18 protein-coding genes and 6 pseudogenes are annotated in these 18,591 nt (G+C 36.4%); 19 read left to right on the forward strand and 5 right to left on the reverse strand.

Annotated features, from left to right (window positions below; all coding sequences use genetic code 11):
* The first annotated feature begins 66 nt into the window (after nucleotides 1–66).
* The 9 genes and pseudogenes from moaA to JCM21714_RS11495 all read left to right on the forward strand — a co-directional run bounded on the left by moaA (nucleotide 67) and on the right by JCM21714_RS11495 (nucleotide 5,695).
* The gene (gene moaA, locus JCM21714_RS11460; RefSeq protein ID WP_035724473.1) at nucleotides 67–1,083 is read left to right on the forward strand and encodes a GTP 3',8-cyclase MoaA; all 1,017 of its coding nucleotides are present in this window, start codon (nucleotides 67–69) and stop codon (nucleotides 1,081–1,083) included.
* A 17-nt stretch (nucleotides 1,084–1,100) separates the two neighbouring features.
* Complete coding sequence (locus JCM21714_RS11465) at nucleotides 1,101–2,117, forward strand: ThiF family adenylyltransferase (protein ID WP_035724475.1); 1,017 nt, start codon at nucleotides 1,101–1,103, stop codon at nucleotides 2,115–2,117.
* A gap of 11 nt (nucleotides 2,118–2,128) precedes the next feature.
* A pseudogene (locus tag JCM21714_RS11470) lies at nucleotides 2,129–3,359 on the forward strand (molybdopterin molybdotransferase MoeA).
* Between the two features lie 29 nt (nucleotides 3,360–3,388).
* Nucleotides 3,389–3,861: pseudogene (locus JCM21714_RS11475) on the forward strand (molybdenum cofactor biosynthesis protein MoaE).
* Nucleotides 3,858–4,091, forward strand: coding sequence for a molybdopterin converting factor subunit 1 (moaD, locus tag JCM21714_RS11480; protein ID WP_035724478.1), 234 nt, complete (start codon nucleotides 3,858–3,860; stop codon nucleotides 4,089–4,091). The pseudogene JCM21714_RS11475 and the gene moaD overlap by 4 nt, the downstream one beginning before the upstream one ends.
* Before the next feature lies 1 nt (nucleotide 4,092).
* Nucleotides 4,093–4,227 carry a molybdopterin-guanine dinucleotide biosynthesis protein B gene (locus JCM21714_RS23080; protein WP_158413506.1) on the forward strand — a complete coding sequence of 45 codons (135 nt, stop codon included), beginning with the start codon at nucleotides 4,093–4,095 and terminating at the stop codon, nucleotides 4,225–4,227.
* On the forward strand, nucleotides 4,211–4,603 hold the full coding sequence (locus JCM21714_RS11485) for a molybdopterin-guanine dinucleotide biosynthesis protein B (protein WP_052000558.1): 393 nt from the start codon (nucleotides 4,211–4,213) through the stop codon (nucleotides 4,601–4,603). The genes JCM21714_RS23080 and JCM21714_RS11485 overlap by 17 nt, the downstream gene beginning before the upstream one ends.
* Nucleotides 4,604–4,704: 101 nt before the next feature.
* Complete coding sequence (locus JCM21714_RS11490; protein WP_052000560.1) at nucleotides 4,705–5,295, forward strand: molybdenum cofactor guanylyltransferase; 591 nt, start codon at nucleotides 4,705–4,707, stop codon at nucleotides 5,293–5,295.
* Nucleotides 5,296–5,299: 4 nt separating this feature from the next.
* A complete protein-coding gene (locus JCM21714_RS11495; RefSeq protein WP_035724481.1) occupies nucleotides 5,300–5,695 on the forward strand; it encodes a YbaN family protein in 396 nt (131 codons plus the stop codon).
* 419 nt (nucleotides 5,696–6,114) lie between these two features.
* On the opposite strand, the gene JCM21714_RS11500 is transcribed toward JCM21714_RS11495, so the two are convergent.
* Entirely contained in the window at nucleotides 6,115–6,630 is a 516-nt protein-coding gene (locus JCM21714_RS11500; RefSeq protein ID WP_035724483.1) for a phosphatidylglycerophosphatase A family protein, read from the reverse strand.
* An 86-nt stretch (nucleotides 6,631–6,716) separates the two neighbouring features.
* On the opposite strand from JCM21714_RS11500, the gene JCM21714_RS11505 reads away from it, so the two are divergent.
* The 4 genes from JCM21714_RS11505 (at nucleotide 6,717) to thrB (ending at nucleotide 11,113) form a co-directional block, all read left to right on the forward strand.
* Nucleotides 6,717–7,688, forward strand: a complete 972-nt coding sequence (locus tag JCM21714_RS11505; protein WP_035724485.1) for a YutH/CotS family kinase-like spore coat protein — start codon at nucleotides 6,717–6,719, stop codon at nucleotides 7,686–7,688.
* Nucleotides 7,689–7,845: 157 nt separating this feature from the next.
* Nucleotides 7,846–9,138 carry a homoserine dehydrogenase gene (locus JCM21714_RS11510; protein ID WP_035724488.1) on the forward strand — a complete coding sequence of 431 codons (1,293 nt, stop codon included), beginning with the start codon at nucleotides 7,846–7,848 and terminating at the stop codon, nucleotides 9,136–9,138.
* Nucleotides 9,139–9,143: 5 nt separating this feature from the next.
* Nucleotides 9,144–10,208, forward strand: a complete 1,065-nt coding sequence (gene thrC / locus JCM21714_RS11515) for a threonine synthase (protein ID WP_035724491.1) — start codon at nucleotides 9,144–9,146, stop codon at nucleotides 10,206–10,208.
* A complete protein-coding gene (thrB, locus tag JCM21714_RS11520) occupies nucleotides 10,205–11,113 on the forward strand; it encodes a homoserine kinase (RefSeq protein ID WP_035724494.1) in 909 nt (302 codons plus the stop codon). The genes thrC and thrB overlap by 4 nt, the downstream gene beginning before the upstream one ends.
* A gap of 52 nt (nucleotides 11,114–11,165) precedes the next feature.
* Here thrB and JCM21714_RS11525 read toward each other — a convergent pair whose 3' ends face one another.
* Nucleotides 11,166–11,396, reverse strand: coding sequence for a NifU family protein (locus JCM21714_RS11525; protein WP_035724497.1), 231 nt, complete (start codon nucleotides 11,394–11,396; stop codon nucleotides 11,166–11,168).
* Nucleotides 11,397–11,596: 200 nt separating this feature from the next.
* On the opposite strand from JCM21714_RS11525, the pseudogene JCM21714_RS11530 reads away from it, so the two are divergent.
* From JCM21714_RS11530 to JCM21714_RS11540, 3 genes and pseudogenes are all read left to right on the forward strand, one after another.
* Nucleotides 11,597–11,840 (forward strand): annotated as a pseudogene (locus JCM21714_RS11530) (DUF1450 domain-containing protein).
* Between the two features lie 15 nt (nucleotides 11,841–11,855).
* Nucleotides 11,856–12,710: a diaminopimelate epimerase gene (gene dapF / locus JCM21714_RS11535; protein ID WP_035724502.1), complete on the forward strand. Its 855-nt coding sequence runs from the start codon at nucleotides 11,856–11,858 to the stop codon at nucleotides 12,708–12,710.
* A gap of 98 nt (nucleotides 12,711–12,808) precedes the next feature.
* Nucleotides 12,809–13,168, forward strand: a complete 360-nt coding sequence (locus tag JCM21714_RS11540) for a HesB/IscA family protein (protein WP_035724504.1) — start codon at nucleotides 12,809–12,811, stop codon at nucleotides 13,166–13,168.
* A gap of 43 nt (nucleotides 13,169–13,211) precedes the next feature.
* Here the strand turns inward: JCM21714_RS11540 and JCM21714_RS11545 are convergent.
* Nucleotides 13,212–14,193: pseudogene (locus tag JCM21714_RS11545) on the reverse strand (NAD(P)/FAD-dependent oxidoreductase).
* Nucleotides 14,194–14,478: 285 nt separating this feature from the next.
* Between JCM21714_RS11545 and JCM21714_RS11550 the strand changes: the two are divergent.
* From JCM21714_RS11550 to spsC, 3 genes and pseudogenes are all read left to right on the forward strand, one after another.
* Nucleotides 14,479–15,701, forward strand: a pseudogene (locus JCM21714_RS11550) (NAD(P)/FAD-dependent oxidoreductase).
* A gap of 169 nt (nucleotides 15,702–15,870) precedes the next feature.
* Nucleotides 15,871–16,182, forward strand: coding sequence for a YuiB family protein (locus JCM21714_RS11555; protein ID WP_035724505.1), 312 nt, complete (start codon nucleotides 15,871–15,873; stop codon nucleotides 16,180–16,182).
* A gap of 68 nt (nucleotides 16,183–16,250) precedes the next feature.
* Nucleotides 16,251–16,937: a stationary phase survival protein SpsC gene (gene spsC, locus JCM21714_RS11560; RefSeq protein WP_035724508.1), complete on the forward strand. Its 687-nt coding sequence runs from the start codon at nucleotides 16,251–16,253 to the stop codon at nucleotides 16,935–16,937.
* A gap of 222 nt (nucleotides 16,938–17,159) precedes the next feature.
* Here the strand turns inward: spsC and JCM21714_RS11565 are convergent, their stop codons facing one another.
* The gene (locus JCM21714_RS11565) at nucleotides 17,160–17,639 is read right to left on the reverse strand and encodes a divergent PAP2 family protein (RefSeq protein WP_035724511.1); all 480 of its coding nucleotides are present in this window, start codon (nucleotides 17,637–17,639) and stop codon (nucleotides 17,160–17,162) included.
* Between the two features lie 194 nt (nucleotides 17,640–17,833).
* Nucleotides 17,834–18,548, reverse strand: a pseudogene (deoD, locus tag JCM21714_RS11570) (purine-nucleoside phosphorylase).
* Between the last annotated feature and the right edge of the window lie 43 nt (nucleotides 18,549–18,591).

An 18,591-nucleotide genomic window follows, 5' to 3' on the forward strand; every position in this document is an offset into this window, starting at 1 on the left:
TATAATAGCTTAGACCTTATGGTTTACTATTTATAAATAATACTTTAAAGAAACGGAGCGGATATTATGCAACAATCAGTCATCACAGATAAGTTTGGTCGTGTACTACAGGATTTAAGGATCTCGGTGACCGATCGTTGCAATTTTCGTTGTCGCTATTGTATGCCACGGGAAATTTTTGGGAAAGACTTTACTTTTTTACCGAAAGAGCACTTGTTAAGTTTTGAAGAAATAGAACGATTAACAAAAATTTTCTTGGATCTGGGTGTGCGAAAGGTGCGCTTAACGGGTGGAGAGCCTTTATTACGGCGAGATATTACACGCTTAATTGAGCTTTTAGCTAACCTGGACGGATTGGATGAGATAGGTTTAACGACAAATGGAGTCTTATTAGGAAATATGGCACCAAAGTTAAAACAAGCAGGCTTAAAACGAGTGAATGTTAGTCTGGATGCCATTGATGATGAGACCTTTATGAAAATAAATGATAGCCATGTAAAGCCGCAACCAATTATTGATAGTATTATCAAGGCAAAAGAAGCTGGTCTGTTTGTTAAAGTGAATATGGTTGTTAAAAAAGGGATGAATGATCATCAGATATTGCCGATGGCTCATTTTTTCAAAGAAATAGATGTGACATTACGTTTTATTGAATTCATGGATGTTGGTCAAACAAATGGCTGGGATTTTAAACATGTAGTCACTAAAAAGGAAATCTATCAGCAGCTTTCACAGCAATATCAACTCGAAGCTCTAGATCCTGCTTATTTCGGAGAGGTTGCCCAACGTTATCGTTACAAAGATACAGATACCGAGGTAGGATTTATTACGTCTGTGTCAGAGTCATTTTGTTCTTCTTGTACGAGAGCACGGATAGCTGCTGATGGCCATTTCTTTACTTGTTTGTTTGCCAGTGAAGGATTAAACCTAAAAACTATTTTGCGCGATGGCGCGACAAATGAAGAATTAACAGAGACCATTATCTCAAGATGGAAGTATCGTGATGACAGGTATTCTGATGAACGAACTGCAGAAACTGCTAAAAATCGCAAGAAAATTGAAATGTCTTATATTGGTGGTTAAAGGAAGGAAGGTTTGTTATGACAGACATAACTAGATATCATCGCCAAACCTTATTCCATCCAATTGGCGAAGTGGGACAAGAGAAGCTTGCTAATAAGCATGTGCTGTTGATTGGATGCGGGGCACTAGGCTCTTCAGCAGCAGAGATGTTAGCTCGTGCTGGTATCGGTGAGTTAACTTTAATTGATCGCGATTATGTTGAGTTAACTAATTTACAGCGCCAGCATTTGTTTACCGAAGAAGATGTCAAGAACAAAATTCCCAAGGTAATTGCCGCAGTTAACAAGCTCCAGGTTATTAATAGTGAAATAACAATTAATTCGGTAGTAATGGATGCAACTGCAGACAATTTAGCTGATTATATAAAAAAAGCAGATCTCATCATTGATGCCACAGATAATTTTGACACACGTTTTGTTATAAATGATCTTGCTCATAAATATCGAGTTCCTTGGATTTTTGGCGCATGTGTCGGCAGTTCGGGTATGACTTTTACGATTATTCCAGGCCAAACCCCTTGCTTGAATTGTTTATTAAAAGTAACTCCTGTTTTTGGCGCTACCTGTGATGCCATTGGAGTAATTGGGCCGGCTGTACAAATGGTTGTTACCCACCAAGTTACGGAAGCAATCAAGATATTGATCGATGATACAAAGCATATTCGTTCGCAACTTATTATTTTTGACTTATGGAATAATCATTATCAGAGCATTGATGTAAGTCGATCAAAGCAAGCCAATTGTACAAGTTGTGGGGGGGAGTTGCCAACTTTCCCTTCATTATCTTATCAAAATCAAACCAAATCAGAGGTGTTGTGTGGGAGAGACACTGTCCAAATTCGTGGGAAGCAATATTCATTGGGAGATTTAGCATCGATGTTATCGAAATATGGTGAGGTCCAGACCAATGCTTTTTTGGTTTCTGTTGTAATCGATTCAATGCGACTTGTCTTCTTTCATGATGGACGTACATTTGTTCACGGAACGAGTTCGATTGAAGAGGCTAAAAAGTTATATTATCAAGTGATAGGTTAGGAGAATCATATATGTTAACGAAAAGAAACCCTATACCAGTTTCAAAAGCAATAGATCTTATTAGTGCGCATTATCAAACAGGGGGAAACAGAATTAGTAGAGCTGACAGCATCTTATAACCGTGTGTTAGCAGAGGATCTGCGTGCAGACTATGATGTTCCTGGATTTGACCGTTCCCCGTATGATGGGTATGCACTTCGATCACAAGATACGTCAGATCAAACACCTGTATTTTTTGAGGTAGTTGGTCATATCGGAGCAGGAAGTGTATATGAATCTTACTTAGAAGCAAAGCAGGCGGTCAGAATTATGACTGGTGCTGCAATTCCGCGTGGTGCGGATGCAGTGATTATGTTAGAGGATGTTACGTCTTTTGCAGAGCATGAAAAAACATTTGTTTCGATTAATAAAAAATTATATCATCATCAAAATATTTCTTTTCAAGGAGAAGATGTAAAAAAAGGAAATGTCCTAGTTGAGAAAGGGACGGTGATTAATCCTGGCATTATCGCTTTATTGGCTACGTTTGGTTATGCAAAGGTACCCGTAAAGAAAAAGCCGGTGATTGGAGTTATCGCTACCGGAAGTGAACTGCTTGAAGTGGATCAGCCATTGGAACCAGGGAAGATTCGAAATAGTAATGCCTATATGATCATTTCACAGCTTGACCGTGCAGGTGCGATAGCGACATACTATGGTCAACTGACAGACGATGTACAGGAGAGTTTAACAAAAATAACAAGCGTAATAGATGAAGTTGACTATCTGATCACGACAGGTGGAGTGTCGGTTGGTGATTTTGACTTATTACCAGAAATATATCAACATTTGGAAGCGGATGTGTTATTTAATAAAGTGGCAATGCGACCTGGAAGTGTAACAACCGTTGCCAAAATGAAAGACAAACTTTTATTTGGTTTATCTGGCAATCCTTCCGCATGTTATGTAGGATTTGAATTATTTACAAAGCCGGTTATAGATTATTTTCTCGAGAAACATGAGATCGGAAATGAAAAACAAGTGGCTATTCTATCTGAGGATTTCTCAAAGAAAAATCCATTTGATCGTTTTATTAGAGGATACTACTATTTGGAAGATGGAAAGCTTTATGCAGGGCCAGCTGGGAAAGACAAGTCAAATATGGTTCATAGTCTGGCAAAAGTGAACTGTTTCATTCATTTACCGGGTGGTGACAGAGGTTATAAGACAGGTGACCGTGTCAACATCCATTTGTTAACGTAATTATTACGATATATATAGGGGAGATAGAAATGAACAATTGTTTATTTGAAGTGGTGGATCAACCTATAGTTATTGAGTCTATTATCAAAAAAGTCGAAAATCGAAATGCAGGTGCGATCACCACCTTTATTGGCACAGTTCGGGAAATAACGGGTGAGAAGCGAACCATTTATCTGGAATATCAGGCATATAACCAATGGCTGAAAAAATGTTAATGCAAATCGGAAAAGAAATTCAGGAAAAGTGGCAAGGGACGAAGGTTGCGATTACACACCGAATCGGTTCTTTAGACATTTCGGAAGTGGCAGTTGTTATTGCGGTATCCTCTCCACATCGCAAAGCTGCATACCAGGCCAATGAATATGCAATTGAACGGATTAAAGAAATCGTACCGATATGGAAGAAGGAACAATGGGAAGATGGCGAATCATGGATGGGTGATCAATTAGAAAATAAACGCTATCCACGTGGTGAACCTGAGATGAAGGAGAATAACAAATGATCGAAATACTATTATTTGCTCAATTACAGGAACAAGCAGGAACAGATAAAATCTATCTTGATGATACTGCCATGACTGTTAAACAACTAAAAGAAAAATTGTATCAGGAGTATTCCTTTCAACAAATAGAGGAATCAATGATCGCAATCAACGAAGCATATGCACTCGATGATGATCCCATTTATCAAGGCGATACCATCGCTATTATTCCTCCCGTTAGTGGTGGATAATATGTATGTTATTCAAATTGTCGGCTATAAGAATAGTGGGAAAACAACTTTAATTAATCACTGGATAAATTATTTAACAGCAAAGGACTTACATGTAGCAACTATTAAGCATCATGGACATGGGGGGAGAGCCTGACCAAAAGAAAAATACAGACAGTTTTCAACATATACAAAGTGGTGCAAGCCTCTCAACTGTCAAAGGTGAACAGCAATTTATAATGACCGGATCGAACCGTCATTTGTCATTAGCTAAATTGTTTGCTGTTTATGAGCTCTTAGCAATCGATGTGATTCTAGTGGAAGGATATAAGATGCTACCTTTACCAAAAGTGGTCTTATTACGCGGAAATGATGAGAGATTATTAAATAAACTTGAAAATATAAAATTTATTGACAGATCACATACTAATAAGAGTTATCTGGAGCTTTTTCAAAAAGTAGAAACCAGATATGAGGAGTTTGCATGGAGTAACATAAAAAATATGCTGCATCTACTGAATCAGGAGAGCTAATTTATTAATATGACAGGGTAACTGTATGATGAATTTAGAAAGAATAAGGTAGTAATACATTTTGATATCTTTGTGAACTATTGAGCGAGGAGGATCTCCGTTTGGCAAATATAACGGGAATAGTGTTAATGGGCGGGCAGTCAAGGAGGTTTCAGGCAGATAAAGCATTTGCGGTATACTGCGATAAAACTTTTTATCAGCAATCGATTAGATTGCTCGAACCTTTTGCCAATACTATCTATGTTGTGAAGCGTCCAGACCAATCCATAACGATTAACCATGATAAAATTACTATAGCTTCAGATATAGAGCGTTTTAGAGGTGAAGGACCCTTAGCGGGTATTTATACAGTAATGTCTCGTGCTTCAACAGATTGGTTTATGGTATTACCTGTCGATACTCCATTAATAAGTGCGTCAATTCTTTTTCGGTTAACACAATATCTCCACAAAAAAACTGACGCTGTAATACCTATTGTTAACGGAAATATTCAACCACTTATTGGATTATATCATTCGGATGTAAAAGGCTATATCGAACAACAACTTATAAATAAAGATCGTTCTATGCATCAATTATTAGCAAAGTTGACCGTCCATTATGTTGAGTTTCCTGCTGAGGATGCGCATTTCTTTGCAAACATTAATACAGAAGAAGAATATCACTATTATATCAAAGACCAGCTGGAGTGATTGTATGCGTATAAGCGAGTTAAAACGAATATTATGGGTGATTGGTGGCAGTGTCAGTCTGATTATTGGACTTATCGGGATTATTGTACCCCCCCTGCTGCCTACAACTCCTTTAGTAATATTGGCTGGATTTTGCTTTGGCAAATCATCGCCAGCATTACACCATTGGCTTGTAACAAATAGATACTTTGGCAGATACATTGCAGATTATCAAACTGGCAAAGGTGTACCGATACGAATTAAGCTATTTGCTGTATTGATTGTTTGGACAAGTATTCTGTTTACGCTGACGGTTATTCCTTTATTTTATGTGAAGATCTTTATGATCTGTGTGGCTCTATTCGTCACGATTTTTATCTTTACATCTCCTTTACTAAAGAAAAAAGAACCAACTACATAACGATTAAAAATAGAGGCTCATTATCTGAACAATACCATGTCAGAATAATGAGCCCCCCCTTAACATTAAACAGTATAACTAAACTGCGAAGTAACTGATTTGGCAACAGTATTTAGATAACTGTAATCCTGCGCTGCGGAAAAACACTCCCTTTCCTAGGGGTGCGGCTTCAGCTAACTTTGAAAAGCAGAGCACTTTCCAAAGTGGATCTTCAGCTCACACTGATCCCTCGGGAGTCTTGCATTTTTCCTCCGCTTTGGATAGATCTCTGTTCAAATAAGATGAAATAAGCAAAGATTTCAATGTGCTAGCTGTCACTAACGTTGTAGGACCCTATTAAAGCGAAGTAAATGGACGGAGCTTTTGCTTACATTCATCATACTTTCAAAATTGTCACTAGTTCGCAGTTTGGGTCAACTTTACTCATCATCTATTGTTTCGTCATTTGCTGCGCTGTGGGCTAATCTTGAGGACGCTGCTGCTGCGATTGCGCCGACAATATCATCTAAGAAAGTATGACATCCGTTGGCCTTATCATTGAGCTTCTCTAAAATCCCCCCCGGTTTTTGTTTATCAATATAGCCGTAATTTGTAAAACCTATTGAACCATAAACATTTACTATCGAAAGTGCAATTACTTCATCTATTCCGTACAAACTTTCATCCGTCTCTAAAATCTCCTGCAATGGCGAAGCAAGTTTCTTTTCTTCAGCTAACATATCTAACTGAATACCTGTAATGACGGCGTTTTGTACTTCTCTTTTCCTCAGTACACGATCCACATTCTCCAAGCAATTTTCCATTGTGAGATTTTCCTGATATTTATTCTGTAAGTAAAAGACTAAATCAGCAATATCATCTAGTTCAACTCCACGTTCTTTTAATAAACCTCTTGCCTTTGTTTCCAACTCTGTTTGTTTACGTTCATTTGTCATATGATCACATCCTATATTCATCATTTTACCACAAAGGGATACATATATATCTTAATATACATATAACCGAAGGGGGGAAGATTTTAGTGCATCCAATATTTTTGCATTACCCGATTCAGGTTCCAACTAAACAAGTATCAGAAAAGCCATATTTAACTTTTCTTGATCAGTCGTATTACTATTTTGTAATTCCAACAAATATAACAGAACGGTACGCACTTGAATTATATACGATTGCCAGTCATTTTCATCAACAAGGATGGCCTCAAGTTACATGTCCTATACCAAATGTACATGACCAATTTATTACCATGATCGGTAAGGATAAATATATGTTATGTTATGCTCTGGAAAATAATTCACAGCAGAACGATGCAGCGAAATTAAGTTCCTTTCATCGTGCTGGTTTTGCTTATCCATATCAGCCTAGTTCTATTAGCAGCTATGGCAAATGGAAAGAGTTATGGATTGCTAAAATAGATCAATATGAAGCACTGTATCAACACCTCTATCAAAAAAGGCCTGCCTCTTTTTTTGTTCGGGATTTCGTTAATATTTTTCCTTATATTGTAGGTATAGCGGAAAACGCTATACAATATATGAATCAAGTGGAAAAAGAAACCCGATTTCACGAATATGATCAGCCAACTATCGTATTTGGCAGGTATCATACCCAATTGAATGATCCATTTATTTGGTGTAATCAATTTGTTTTTGATCATCCAGTGCGCGATATGGCAGAAAAATTAAGGTCATATATGAGCGAGCGAAATGGTATATCTTCCGAGCAATGTAAATCTTTTATTCAAAACTATACTTCAGACCTGCCTCTTTCTGTTTTTGGCTGGAAGTTGTTATATGCCCGACTTATTTATCCTATTCATTTATTAGAGATCATGGATCAAATCCAATCATCTAATGAGAACATTTACTCTTTCGAGCATATTATTGAAAATCAGAATGTTTACGAAGAAAATCTGTCTACTTTTTTTCATCAGATGGGGATTGATGATCGGAGTATAAATAGTATACAATTAGATTGGTTATGGAATCTTTAGTAAATTATATAGTGTACCTCTCTATTTAAGATGATGGAGGTGTATTTTTTTATTATTATTGGGCGAATGTGTCTTGATAAACACAGAATTCACATGTATAATGTCCACTATATATAAACAAATGTATTCGTAACGCAAACAAAGGGAGGACGTCTGGATGGATCAAGTTAATGTTGGTTTGTGTGGTCTAGGTACAGTTGGTACTGGAGTAGTAAAACTGTTACAAAGTCATGCAGATGAAATAAAATATAAAATAGGCAGCGAAATTAGAATTAAAAAAATTCTTGTCCATGATATTGAGAAAAAACGTGATGTTGTAATCGAATCGGATTGGTTAACAAATAAACCCGAGGATTTAGTCAATAATCCTGATATTGATATCATTATTGAAGTAATGGGCGGAATTGAAGATACTAATCTGTTATTAGAGCAAGCGATTCGTAATAAAAAACATATCGTAACTGCTAATAAAGATTTGATGGCTGTCTATGGTCAAAAATTGTTACGCTTAGCAAAAGAAAATAAATGTGATATTTTATATGATGCAAGTGTAGCAGGTGGAATTCCAATCATTCGTTCTTTAACAGAGGGTTTGGCATCTGATAAAATTCAAAAAATAATGGGTATCGTGAATGGAACAACAAACTATATCTTAACAAAAATGACGGATCACAAATTAGCATATGAAACGGTGTTAAAAGAAGCGCAGGCACTCGGTTTTGCTGAGTCTGATCCAACCTCAGATGTTGATGGTCTAGACGCAGCACGTAAAATGACTTTATTAGCTAATTTAGCATTCAAGATGGAGATTGGCTTAGATGACGTAGAAGTTACTGGAATTCGTACAATTTCTCAAGAAGATATTACTTTTGCTACGAGTTTAGGGTATACTATTAAGTTGATAGGGATCGCAGCCATTTACGAGGGGAAAGTAGAAATAAGCGTGGAGCCTACCCTTTTACCAAATGATCATCCATTAGCACAGGTTAAAAATGAATATAATGCAGTATATGTTTACGGTGAGGCAGTGGGAGAAACCATGTTTTATGGACCAGGTGCAGGAAGTATGCCAACAGCTACAGCGGTTGTTTCAGATTTAATGGATGTTGTCAAAAATATTCGTCTTGGTATTACCGGAAATGAATATATAATACCTCAGTACGAAAAGCAACTGAAAGAAAATAATGAAAAATATATGCAATATTTTATTCGCATGGAAGTTGACGATCAAGCTGGTACATTCCAGAAGATCACAAATATTTTTACTGATGAAAAAGTCAGTTTTCAAAAAATCTTACAATTACCTTCCAATACAGAGAAATTGGCTGAAATTGTAATGATTACACATAAAATCAGTAAACAACAATTAATAAATAGTAGAGAAAATCTAAAAGGATTAGACGTAGTTAACGAAATTATTAGTTGTTATCGCGTCGATGGGGAGGATTAATTATTATGGCATGGCAAGGTCTTTTAAAAGAATATAAAGAATTTTTACCAGTGGGAGAAAACACCCCCCCACTTATCACGCTTTATGAAGGAAATACACCATTATATAAGTTGGAAAAATTATCTGAAAAATATGAAATTAATGCATACGCAAAATTTGATGGTCTAAACCCAACAGGCTCATTTAAAGATAGAGGCATGGTAATGGCAATGGCTAAAGCATTGGAAGATGGTGCAACAGCTGTCATTTGTGCCTCCACAGGAAATACTTCTGCATCTGCAGCAGCATTTGCGGCACGTGCAGGTCTGAAATGTATTGTAGTTATCCCTAATGGAAAAATTGCACAAGGTAAACTTGCGCAAGCGGTTATGTACGGAGCAGAAATTTATGCGATTGATGGCAATTTTGACGATGCACTTAGATATGTGCGTAAAACGGCAGAAACAGGCAAAGTCGCCCTAGTGAATTCTGTGAATCCTTATCGTATTGAAGGACAAAAAACGGCAGCATTTGAAGTAGTGGACGAGCTTGGACAAGCTCCTGACTATTTATTTATTCCAGTTGGAAACGCTGGTAATATTACGGCATACTGGAAGGGATTTAAAGAATATAATGAGAAAAAACAAACAGGTTTACCGAAAATGATGGGATTTGAAGCCAGCGGCGCAGCAGCGATTGTCCATAATCGTGTGTTTGAAAACCCTGAAACAGTAGGTACAGCTATTCGTATCGGAAACCCGGCAAGCTGGCAAGGAGCTGTCAATGCACGAGATGAATCACAAGGTGAAATCGATGAAATAACAGATGAGCAAATGATAGAAGCATATCAATGGATTGCTCAAAACGAAGGTGTGTTTGCTGAACCTGCTTCATGCGCATCTGTAGCTGGTTTGTTGAAAAAACTAGAAGAAGGAAAAATTGAAAAAGGCTCAACTGTTGTGACTGTGTTAACAGGTAATGGATTAAAAGATCCGGATACAGCGATTGATTACAGTGAAATAAAACCTACCGTCCTGCCAAACGACGAAGAACTAATTATGAATAAGATTTTAGGTAGTGTTAAAGCATGAGCTGGTCGATCAAAGTACCTTCAAGCACATCGAATTTAGGTGCTGGTTTTGATTCTATTGGTTTGGCATTAAATTTATATTTAGAGTTAGATGTAACAGTGTCGAAGGAATGGGAGTTTATCGCTAAGTCTGAGTGTCTGGAAGGCATTCCTGCTGGTAAAAACAATTTAGTTTATGAAATTGTCGAGAAGGTAGCATCTCAATATGGAAAAGTAAATGATATTCCTTCGTGTCGCGTTGAGATGACTAGTAATATTCCATTAGCAAGAGGATTAGGAAGTAGTGCTACGGCAATTATTGCTGGTATGGAACTAGCAAATGTTTTGCTTGACCTGCAACTGTCACAAGATGAGAAATTACAAATTGCTACAGAGATTGAAGGACATCCAGATAATGTGGCCCCCCCTTCTCTACTTGGCGGATGTGTTGTTGGTCATTATGATGGTAAGGTTTCTTATACACAAATACCAGTTACTGGTGTAACTTTTGTTGCAGTTATACCGAGCTTTGAATTAAAAACAAAAGATGCACGTGCTGTTTTGCCTAAATCTTTCTCTTTTAAAGAAAGTGTGCAAGCAAGTAGTGTTGCAAATCTGAGTGTCGCTGCTATAAGCAAAGGTGAATGGAATCTATTAGGCGAAATGATGCAAAAGGATTATTTTCATCAACCATACCGTAAATCTTTGATCCCTCATTATGATGAGTTATATGACTATCTAAATGAGGATGCTTACGGGGTATTCTTAAGTGGAGCAGGTCCTACAATCATTGCTTTGGTTGCCGACCACTTAGTTGATGAAACAGTAAAACAGTGGAAACAGGCATATCCCGCCTATCAATGGTTACCGCTTGAAGTTGAAAATAATGGGTCTTCTGTACAGAAAACAATGGAAGAGTTAAGCTAGGGATAAAAAAGAGAGAATAGAATACCATTCTATTCTCTCTTAATATTTTAAATTAAAATACTTGTTCGATCTCGGTTACTTCGGGTACCTCTGCCATTAAGGCACGTTCAATACCTGCTTTGAGTGTTATTGTAGAGCTTGGGCAATTGCCGCATGCCCCCATTAAACGGAGTCTCACGATGCCATCTTCCACTTCCACTAATTCAACATCGCCGCCATCACGTAATAAAAACGGACGTAATTTATTCAATACTTCTTGAACCTGTGCAGTTTGTTCGTTCATGAAAAAGATTCCCCTTTCTTAACTACTTCTCTATTATAAAGTGATATTTCTTAAAAATCTATGGTATATGTTACAGGATTGATAAACATTTTCAATATTATTTTATCTGTTATCGTATGATTTGTAAATAAAAGTGTTTTAAAAATATAATGGGGGGGTATGTAGTGTCTTAGAACCAGTGAAGGTGTGATATAATAGTGATTAGAATTAAGGTAGCCTTTTGTGTGAAAAACTTAGCAAATGGATCAGAAGAAGCAAGAAAGGAATTGTTGAAAGATCCAGATTTAGATGTGGTGGAATATGGTTGTACCAGCTACTGTGGTATTTGCAGAAGATATCATGTGGCCATCGTAAACGGTAAGCTATTACAGCTGAAACCCCCCCGCAGAATTATTAATAAATATTGATGAATATATAGATAATGAATTATTGGAGCAATTATAAATAGAGGTGACCTAAATGAAAATTCCATTTACGAAAATGCACGGATTAGGCAATAGCTATATTTTTATTAATATATTTGATTTTTTTATCGAAGAAGGTCTGTTAGCTGATTTAGCGATTGCAGCAGCAAATAAAGATATTGGCATCGGATCTGACGGTCTTATCTTAATCCATCCGACAGATAAAGCGGATGTAGGGATGAGAATCTTTAATAAGGATGGATCAGAAGGAAAGAATTGTGGAAATGGTCTGCGTTGTGTGGCAAAATACGCGTATGAGCATGAGATGGTAAAGGATAAAAAATTTACAATCGAAACGAAGGCAGGGAACGTGATTGCTGAAGTGCATGGTGATCGAAATTATGTAAGTGAAGTAACAGTTGATATGGGACTCCCGTTATTAAAAAGATCGGAAATTCCAATGGCAGGGGGGGAGCCTATGGAACAAGTGGTGGCAGAACCTTTCACGATAAATGATGACAAATTAGAAGTTACCACTGTATCAATGGGAAACCCACATGCCGTTTTCTTCGTAAATGATATTGATGCTGCTCCGCTAACTACATTAGGACCTGTAATCGAGAAAGATCCGCGTTTTCCAGAAGGTGTAAATGTTGAATTTATTGAGAAAGTCAATGAGGAAGAGATTCACTTTCGCGTATGGGAACGTGGTTCTGGTATCACTCAAGCATGTGGAACAGGTGCATGTGCGGCCGTTGTAGCGTCTGTGTTAAATGGTCAATTAGAAAAAGGAAAAGAAGTTACAGTTCATTTAGCTGGTGGAGATTTATTTATTACCTGGTCAGAAGATCAACACGTTTGGATGCGGGGAAAAGCAGAAACAACAATTGATGGTATTTTTTTCTGGTAAAAATATAAAAGATCAAAACAAATTTATTGAAGTGGTGGAACGATGTTAGTATACTTAAATATACAATATCTAAGTTGCTTAGAAAAAGGAGTTTTTCTATGGTTATCAATATTACCGAAAATGCGAAATTACAAATAGAAGAAATGATGAAAGAGGAAGATGCAGAAACAGTCCGTTTACGTTTTGGAGTCAAAGGTGGAGGATGTAGTGGACTTTCTTATTCTATAGGATTTGATTATGATGTAAACGAAGAACTTGATCACACAGAGGATTCCAATGGGATCCCGCTTACTATTAAAAAATTTGACATTGATGTAATTAAAGGCACAACAATTGATTTTAAACAAAACATGATGGGTGGTGGCTTCACCATCGATAACCCTAATGCGATTGTTTCCTGTGGCTGTGGTTCATCGTTTAAAGCAAAAGAACGAGAAGGAACACCTGAAAGTTGTTAATTTAAAAATAAGCACCGAGATTATTCTCGATGCTTATTTTTGTTTAAAACATACTAGTAGAGTGCTTCGGTTGAATTCTAGCTTTTGGATCCATATATGCTTGGCGTTGTTTATAGCAGTAGGACCTTCTCCAAATCCTGTCGCGATTAAATTTACTTTCCCATCATACGTACATATATCTCCTGCTGCATATATACCAGCGACATTGGTTTCCATTCTGGAATTTACGACAATGCTATTTTTATCAATTTCTAGTCCCCAATTTTTGATTGGACCAAGTGAGGAAATAAACCCGTAATTTACAAGGACATCGTCCACCTCTAAAATTATTTCTTTTTCCCCTTTTACTTCTTTTAAACGGACCTGGTCAATTTTATCCTGCCCGATTAAGCTTTCAGGAACATAGGGTGTTAAGATGTTTACGCTGGAATGCAACAGATTTTCTACACTTCCTTCATGTGCTCTAAACTGTTCGCGCCGATGCACTAACGTAACCTCTTTTGCAATTGGTTCCAACATTAATGCCCAGTCAACAGCGGAGTCACCACCACCAAATAGTACTACTCGTTTATCTCTAAATTTATCCATATTATCAACAAAATAATGTAAGTTTTATCTTCAAAATTTTCTGCGTTATTTATCGTTAATTTTCTGGGTTGGAATGCTCCATTTCCACCAGTAATAATAATTACTTTGGAATAATGTTCTTCTGTTTCGGTAGTTATACGAAACGTTTCATCCTCTAGACGTTCTACTCGTTCAACGGATTGATTTAAGACAATTTCTGGTTTAAATAAGTCTGTTTGTTCTTTTAAATTATTTACTAGTTCCTGAGCTCTTACTCTAGGAAATCCAGCAACATCATAAATGTACTTCTCTGGATATAAGGCACTAAGTTGTCCACCGATTTGTGGCAAACTTTCAATAATTTTAACAGAGGATTGTCTTAGTCCTCCATAAAAGGCAGTAAATAATCCGATTGGACCTGCTCCAATAATCGTTATATCATAAACTTGATCTGACATATTTAGATTCCCCCCCCTAATGCTTGCATCAATGCAATATATTTTAACATAATTTAAGCAAACATGTCATTTAAACAGAATGAATATAAAAATTTGTTATAACAGCTAAAATCCAATTAGCTGTTTTGCTAAATAATACAAAAAAATAAAAATAGGGTTGAAAAATGTCGTAAAAAAGTCTAACATATATTATGGACTAATTATTATTCACTTGTACTCTTTTATAACGGTACGTGAAAAATATCACGAAATGTAACAAAAAAACTTTAAATGGATGTGAGAAAGATGAATAGACCAAAAATAGTTATTCTTGGTGCAGGTTATGGTGGCCTTACTACGACAGTGAAATTGCAAAAGCAATTAGGAGTAAATGATGCACACATTACACTTGTAAATAAAAACGACTATCATTATGAATCAACTTGGTTACACGAAGCGGCAGCAGGTACAATACATCATGATCGAAGCCGTGTAAAAATTGCTGACTTAATTAACTCTGCCAAGATTAATTTTGTGCAGGATACAGTAACTGCGATCAAACCTGACGAGAATAAAGTCGAATTACAGGATGGTGAATTGGAATATGATTATCTTGTAGTTGCCTTAGGATTCGAAGCAGCAACATTTGGTATTCCAGGACTTTTAGACAATGCATTTACAATCGGAAATATCAATAAAGCTCGTTTAATTCGTCAACATATTGAACATCAATTGGCACTATACAATAATGAAGCGGAAGCAAGACAGGAACGTCTTAACATCATTATTGGTGGTGGTGGCTTTACTGGTATTGAATTTGCAGGGGGGAACTAGCTAATCGTGTTCCTGAATTATGTGAAGAATATGATATTGATCGAAGTAAAGTTCGTCTAATAGTAGTAGAAGCAATGGATACTATTATGCCTGGATTTGATCCTGAATTAATAGAATATGCTATGAATTCACTTGAAGCACGAGGAGTAGAATTTAAATTAGGTGCATTTTTAAAAGAAGTACGTGCTGATGGCATAACATTTGAACAAAACGGTGAAAAACAAGATATTTCTGCGTTGACTACGATATGGTCTGCAGGTGTACGTGCAAATCATTTAGTAGAAGAATCATCTTTAGAAGATAACCGTGGTAAAGTAGAAGTAACCCCCCCAGAATTACGTGCGCCATCTCATGACAATGTATTTGTAGTGGGAGACTGTGCTTTAATTTGGAATAAAGAAATCGATCGTCCATATCCACCAACTGCACAAATTGCTATGCAGGAAGCGGAGATTTGTGCACATAACTTAGTTGCTTTAGTAAAAGGTGGAGATTTAGAACACTTTGAATTCATCAATCGTGGTACGGTTTGTTCATTAGGTGATGATGATGGAATGGGTTCTATCTTTGGTGGTAAGAAAATTTACGGATGGACTGCTTCATTTATGAAGAAAGTAATTGATAACCGTGCCTTATTGAAAATCGGCGGTATGGGATTACTACTGAAAAAAGGTAAGTTTAACATTTTTAAATAACATTACAGAAAAGCAGAGGATAATTCCTCTGCTTTATTTTTTATAAATATGAGGGGGGGAAACATAATATATAATCAACAATACTATGAACATTATTGCAAGATAGTGACTCTCATTATAAAATAGGAGTGGTTCATTATTTTTGAGATGATGGAAGAGGAGTAGACAAATGATTCAACTGTTTATATCAGTATTATTGTTCTTTGTATTATTTTTCGGTATTAGTTTTATCATAAATATGATTTTACGTCAAACATGGTTAATGGCTTTCGTTTTTCCTGTAATTGTTATATTTATTATAGACAACTTAGCTTTTTCAACTTATTTTACAGATCCAGGCTTTGCTTTTTCAACATTGTGGAATGAATTTATCACGTTAGGCATTCAGGATGCTATTATACTATCTTCTGGATTTATAGGAACAATTATAGCAGGCATTGTTATTAAATTTTTAAGAAAAAACGGATATCAAATGTTTTAATCATAGTGTACTATGTATAAAATCAACTGAAACTGGAAAAGATGACACCTAGAAAGGTGTGATCTTCCATGTTGTTATGGAAAATAATAAAACAAGTGCTGATGATAATATTATTTATAGGTGCGCTGACCGCGAGTTACACTATGATAACCAATGTATCAGCAACAGAAGTCTTTGCTAGTTTAACAGAAAAAAGTAATGAAAATACTTATTTTTTTCAAAATCAAGCAGAGCGGGAAATTTGGAAAAGTAAAAAATATATGAAACATACAGACAGTCGGGTAACATATATTTCAAGTGAACAAGTAACAGCACCAGCTACATTAGAAGAGACAATCGATCTCAAAAAATATGAGAAAAAAAATGTTATCGCTACAGGTTATACGGCAGGTGTGGAGTCTACTGGCAAGTCACCTGACCACCCGGCATATGGTATTACGTATTCAGGTGTTAAAGTAGCAAGGGATTTATATTCAACAATCGCTGCTGATTTAAATATATTTCCACTTGGGACGATTTTATATATTCCGAACTATGGCTATGGAATAGTCGCGGATAAAGGTGGCGCAATTAAAGGAAATAAAATTGATCTTTATTATCCGTCAGTCGAGGATGTATACCAGCAGTGGGGTAAAAAATCAGTAGATGTATATGTAGTCGAATATGGGGATGGCTCATTATCTGAAGAGGTACTAGCAAACTTAAATAATACGGAATCATTACAAGTATTCCGCCATCAATATAAAGCAGAATAAATAACAAAACAGCCAATTTGGCTGTTTTGTTATTTATCACAGAATCATTTTAATTAATAGTATAATTTAACTAAACTGCGAAGTACTGATTTGTTTAAAAAAGCGATAAATGTATACAAAAGCTCCGTCCATATACTTCGCTTTCCGCGGGCATGGCCTCAGCTTTCTCACTCACTTTGTTCGCAGTTTGTGTCGACAGTATAAAGTAAAACCATGTATATTTTAAAATAGAGGGAATAATAAAAAGGCTAGAATGATGCCGGTTAATCCGCCGAAGAATACTTCAATAGGCTGATGACCTAATAATTCCTTTAGTTCCTTCTGCTTTTCGTATTCCCCCCCTTTTTTAGACCAACCCTTTGCTTCTGATACAAAGCGGTGAAAATCTTTTGCTAACATATTTAGTAAAATAGCTTGTTCCCCCCCAGCTTGTCTACGAATCCCTGTTGCATCAAACATAATAATTATAGCGAAAATGCAGGATACTGCAAATAACCCTGAAGTGACCCCGTGCTCTATTCCGATACCGGTAGAAAGAGCGGTTACTGCAGCAGAATGACTACTTGGCATTCCACCGGTACTGAAAGCAAGGCCTGGTTTGAATTCTTTCGTTGCTATTAGGTGTAAGGGAACTTTAACAAATTGGGCAAAAGTAATAGCAATTAACGCAACCCATAATGGAAAGTTTTCAAAAAGTTCCAATTAATAACATCCTCTCTGATTCTTAGCTGAATTATTATAAGGTTAATTATTTTTAGGATTAGTAGTCAGTATTTCCGGATAATATACGTAAAACATTATACCATAGCTCTTTTCAAATTTATATGAAGCGAACATGCAATTAACAAGCTCTTAATAAAGAAAATGGTGAGAATGTAGTCTCACCATATGTTAAGTTATTTAATTGCAGCCTCGAGAGAAACCTCAATCATATCATTAAAGGTGGTTTGACGATCTTCTGAACTAGTTTCTTCACCTGTAATCATATGATCGGAAACCGTTAAAACCGAAAGAGCGTTGCGATTAAATTTCGCTGCCAGGGTATACAATGCAGTGGTCTCCATTTCAATGGCTAATATATTATATTGATCAAGCAATATCAGCAGTTCTTTCGTATTGTCTCTATAAAAACTATCACTTGTAAATACATTTCCTACTCGTAAGGAGAGTCCTTTTTCAAGGCCTGTATCATAAGCGTTTTTCAGTAAATGAAAGCTTGCCGTTGGGGGGGCATAATCGATCCCGCCAAATACCATACGATTCATTTGTGAGTCAGTAGAAGAAGTACTCGCAAGAATGACGTCCCTGACTTTTACATCCTTTTGAATGGCACCACATGTTCCAACACGGATTAAGTTTTGTACATCGTAACTTTGAATTAACTCATTCACATAAATAGAGATAGACGGTACCCCCCCCATCCCCAGTACCTTGCACAGAGATATCTTTCCCTTTATAGGTGCCTGTAAAACCAAGCATTCCTCGAACTTCATTATAACAAGATACATTCTCTAAAAAATTTTCAGCGATATATTTTGCTCGTAACGGATCGCCAGGAAGTAAAATTGTATCAGCTATCTCTTCCTTTTTTGCACCAATATGCACACTCATCACTTCGCACTCCTTCATTCTTCATGAGAAATTATTATATTTA

The organism is Gracilibacillus boraciitolerans JCM 21714, from assembly GCF_000521485.1.
Taxonomy (GTDB): domain Bacteria; phylum Bacillota; class Bacilli; order Bacillales; family Amphibacillaceae; genus Gracilibacillus; species Gracilibacillus boraciitolerans.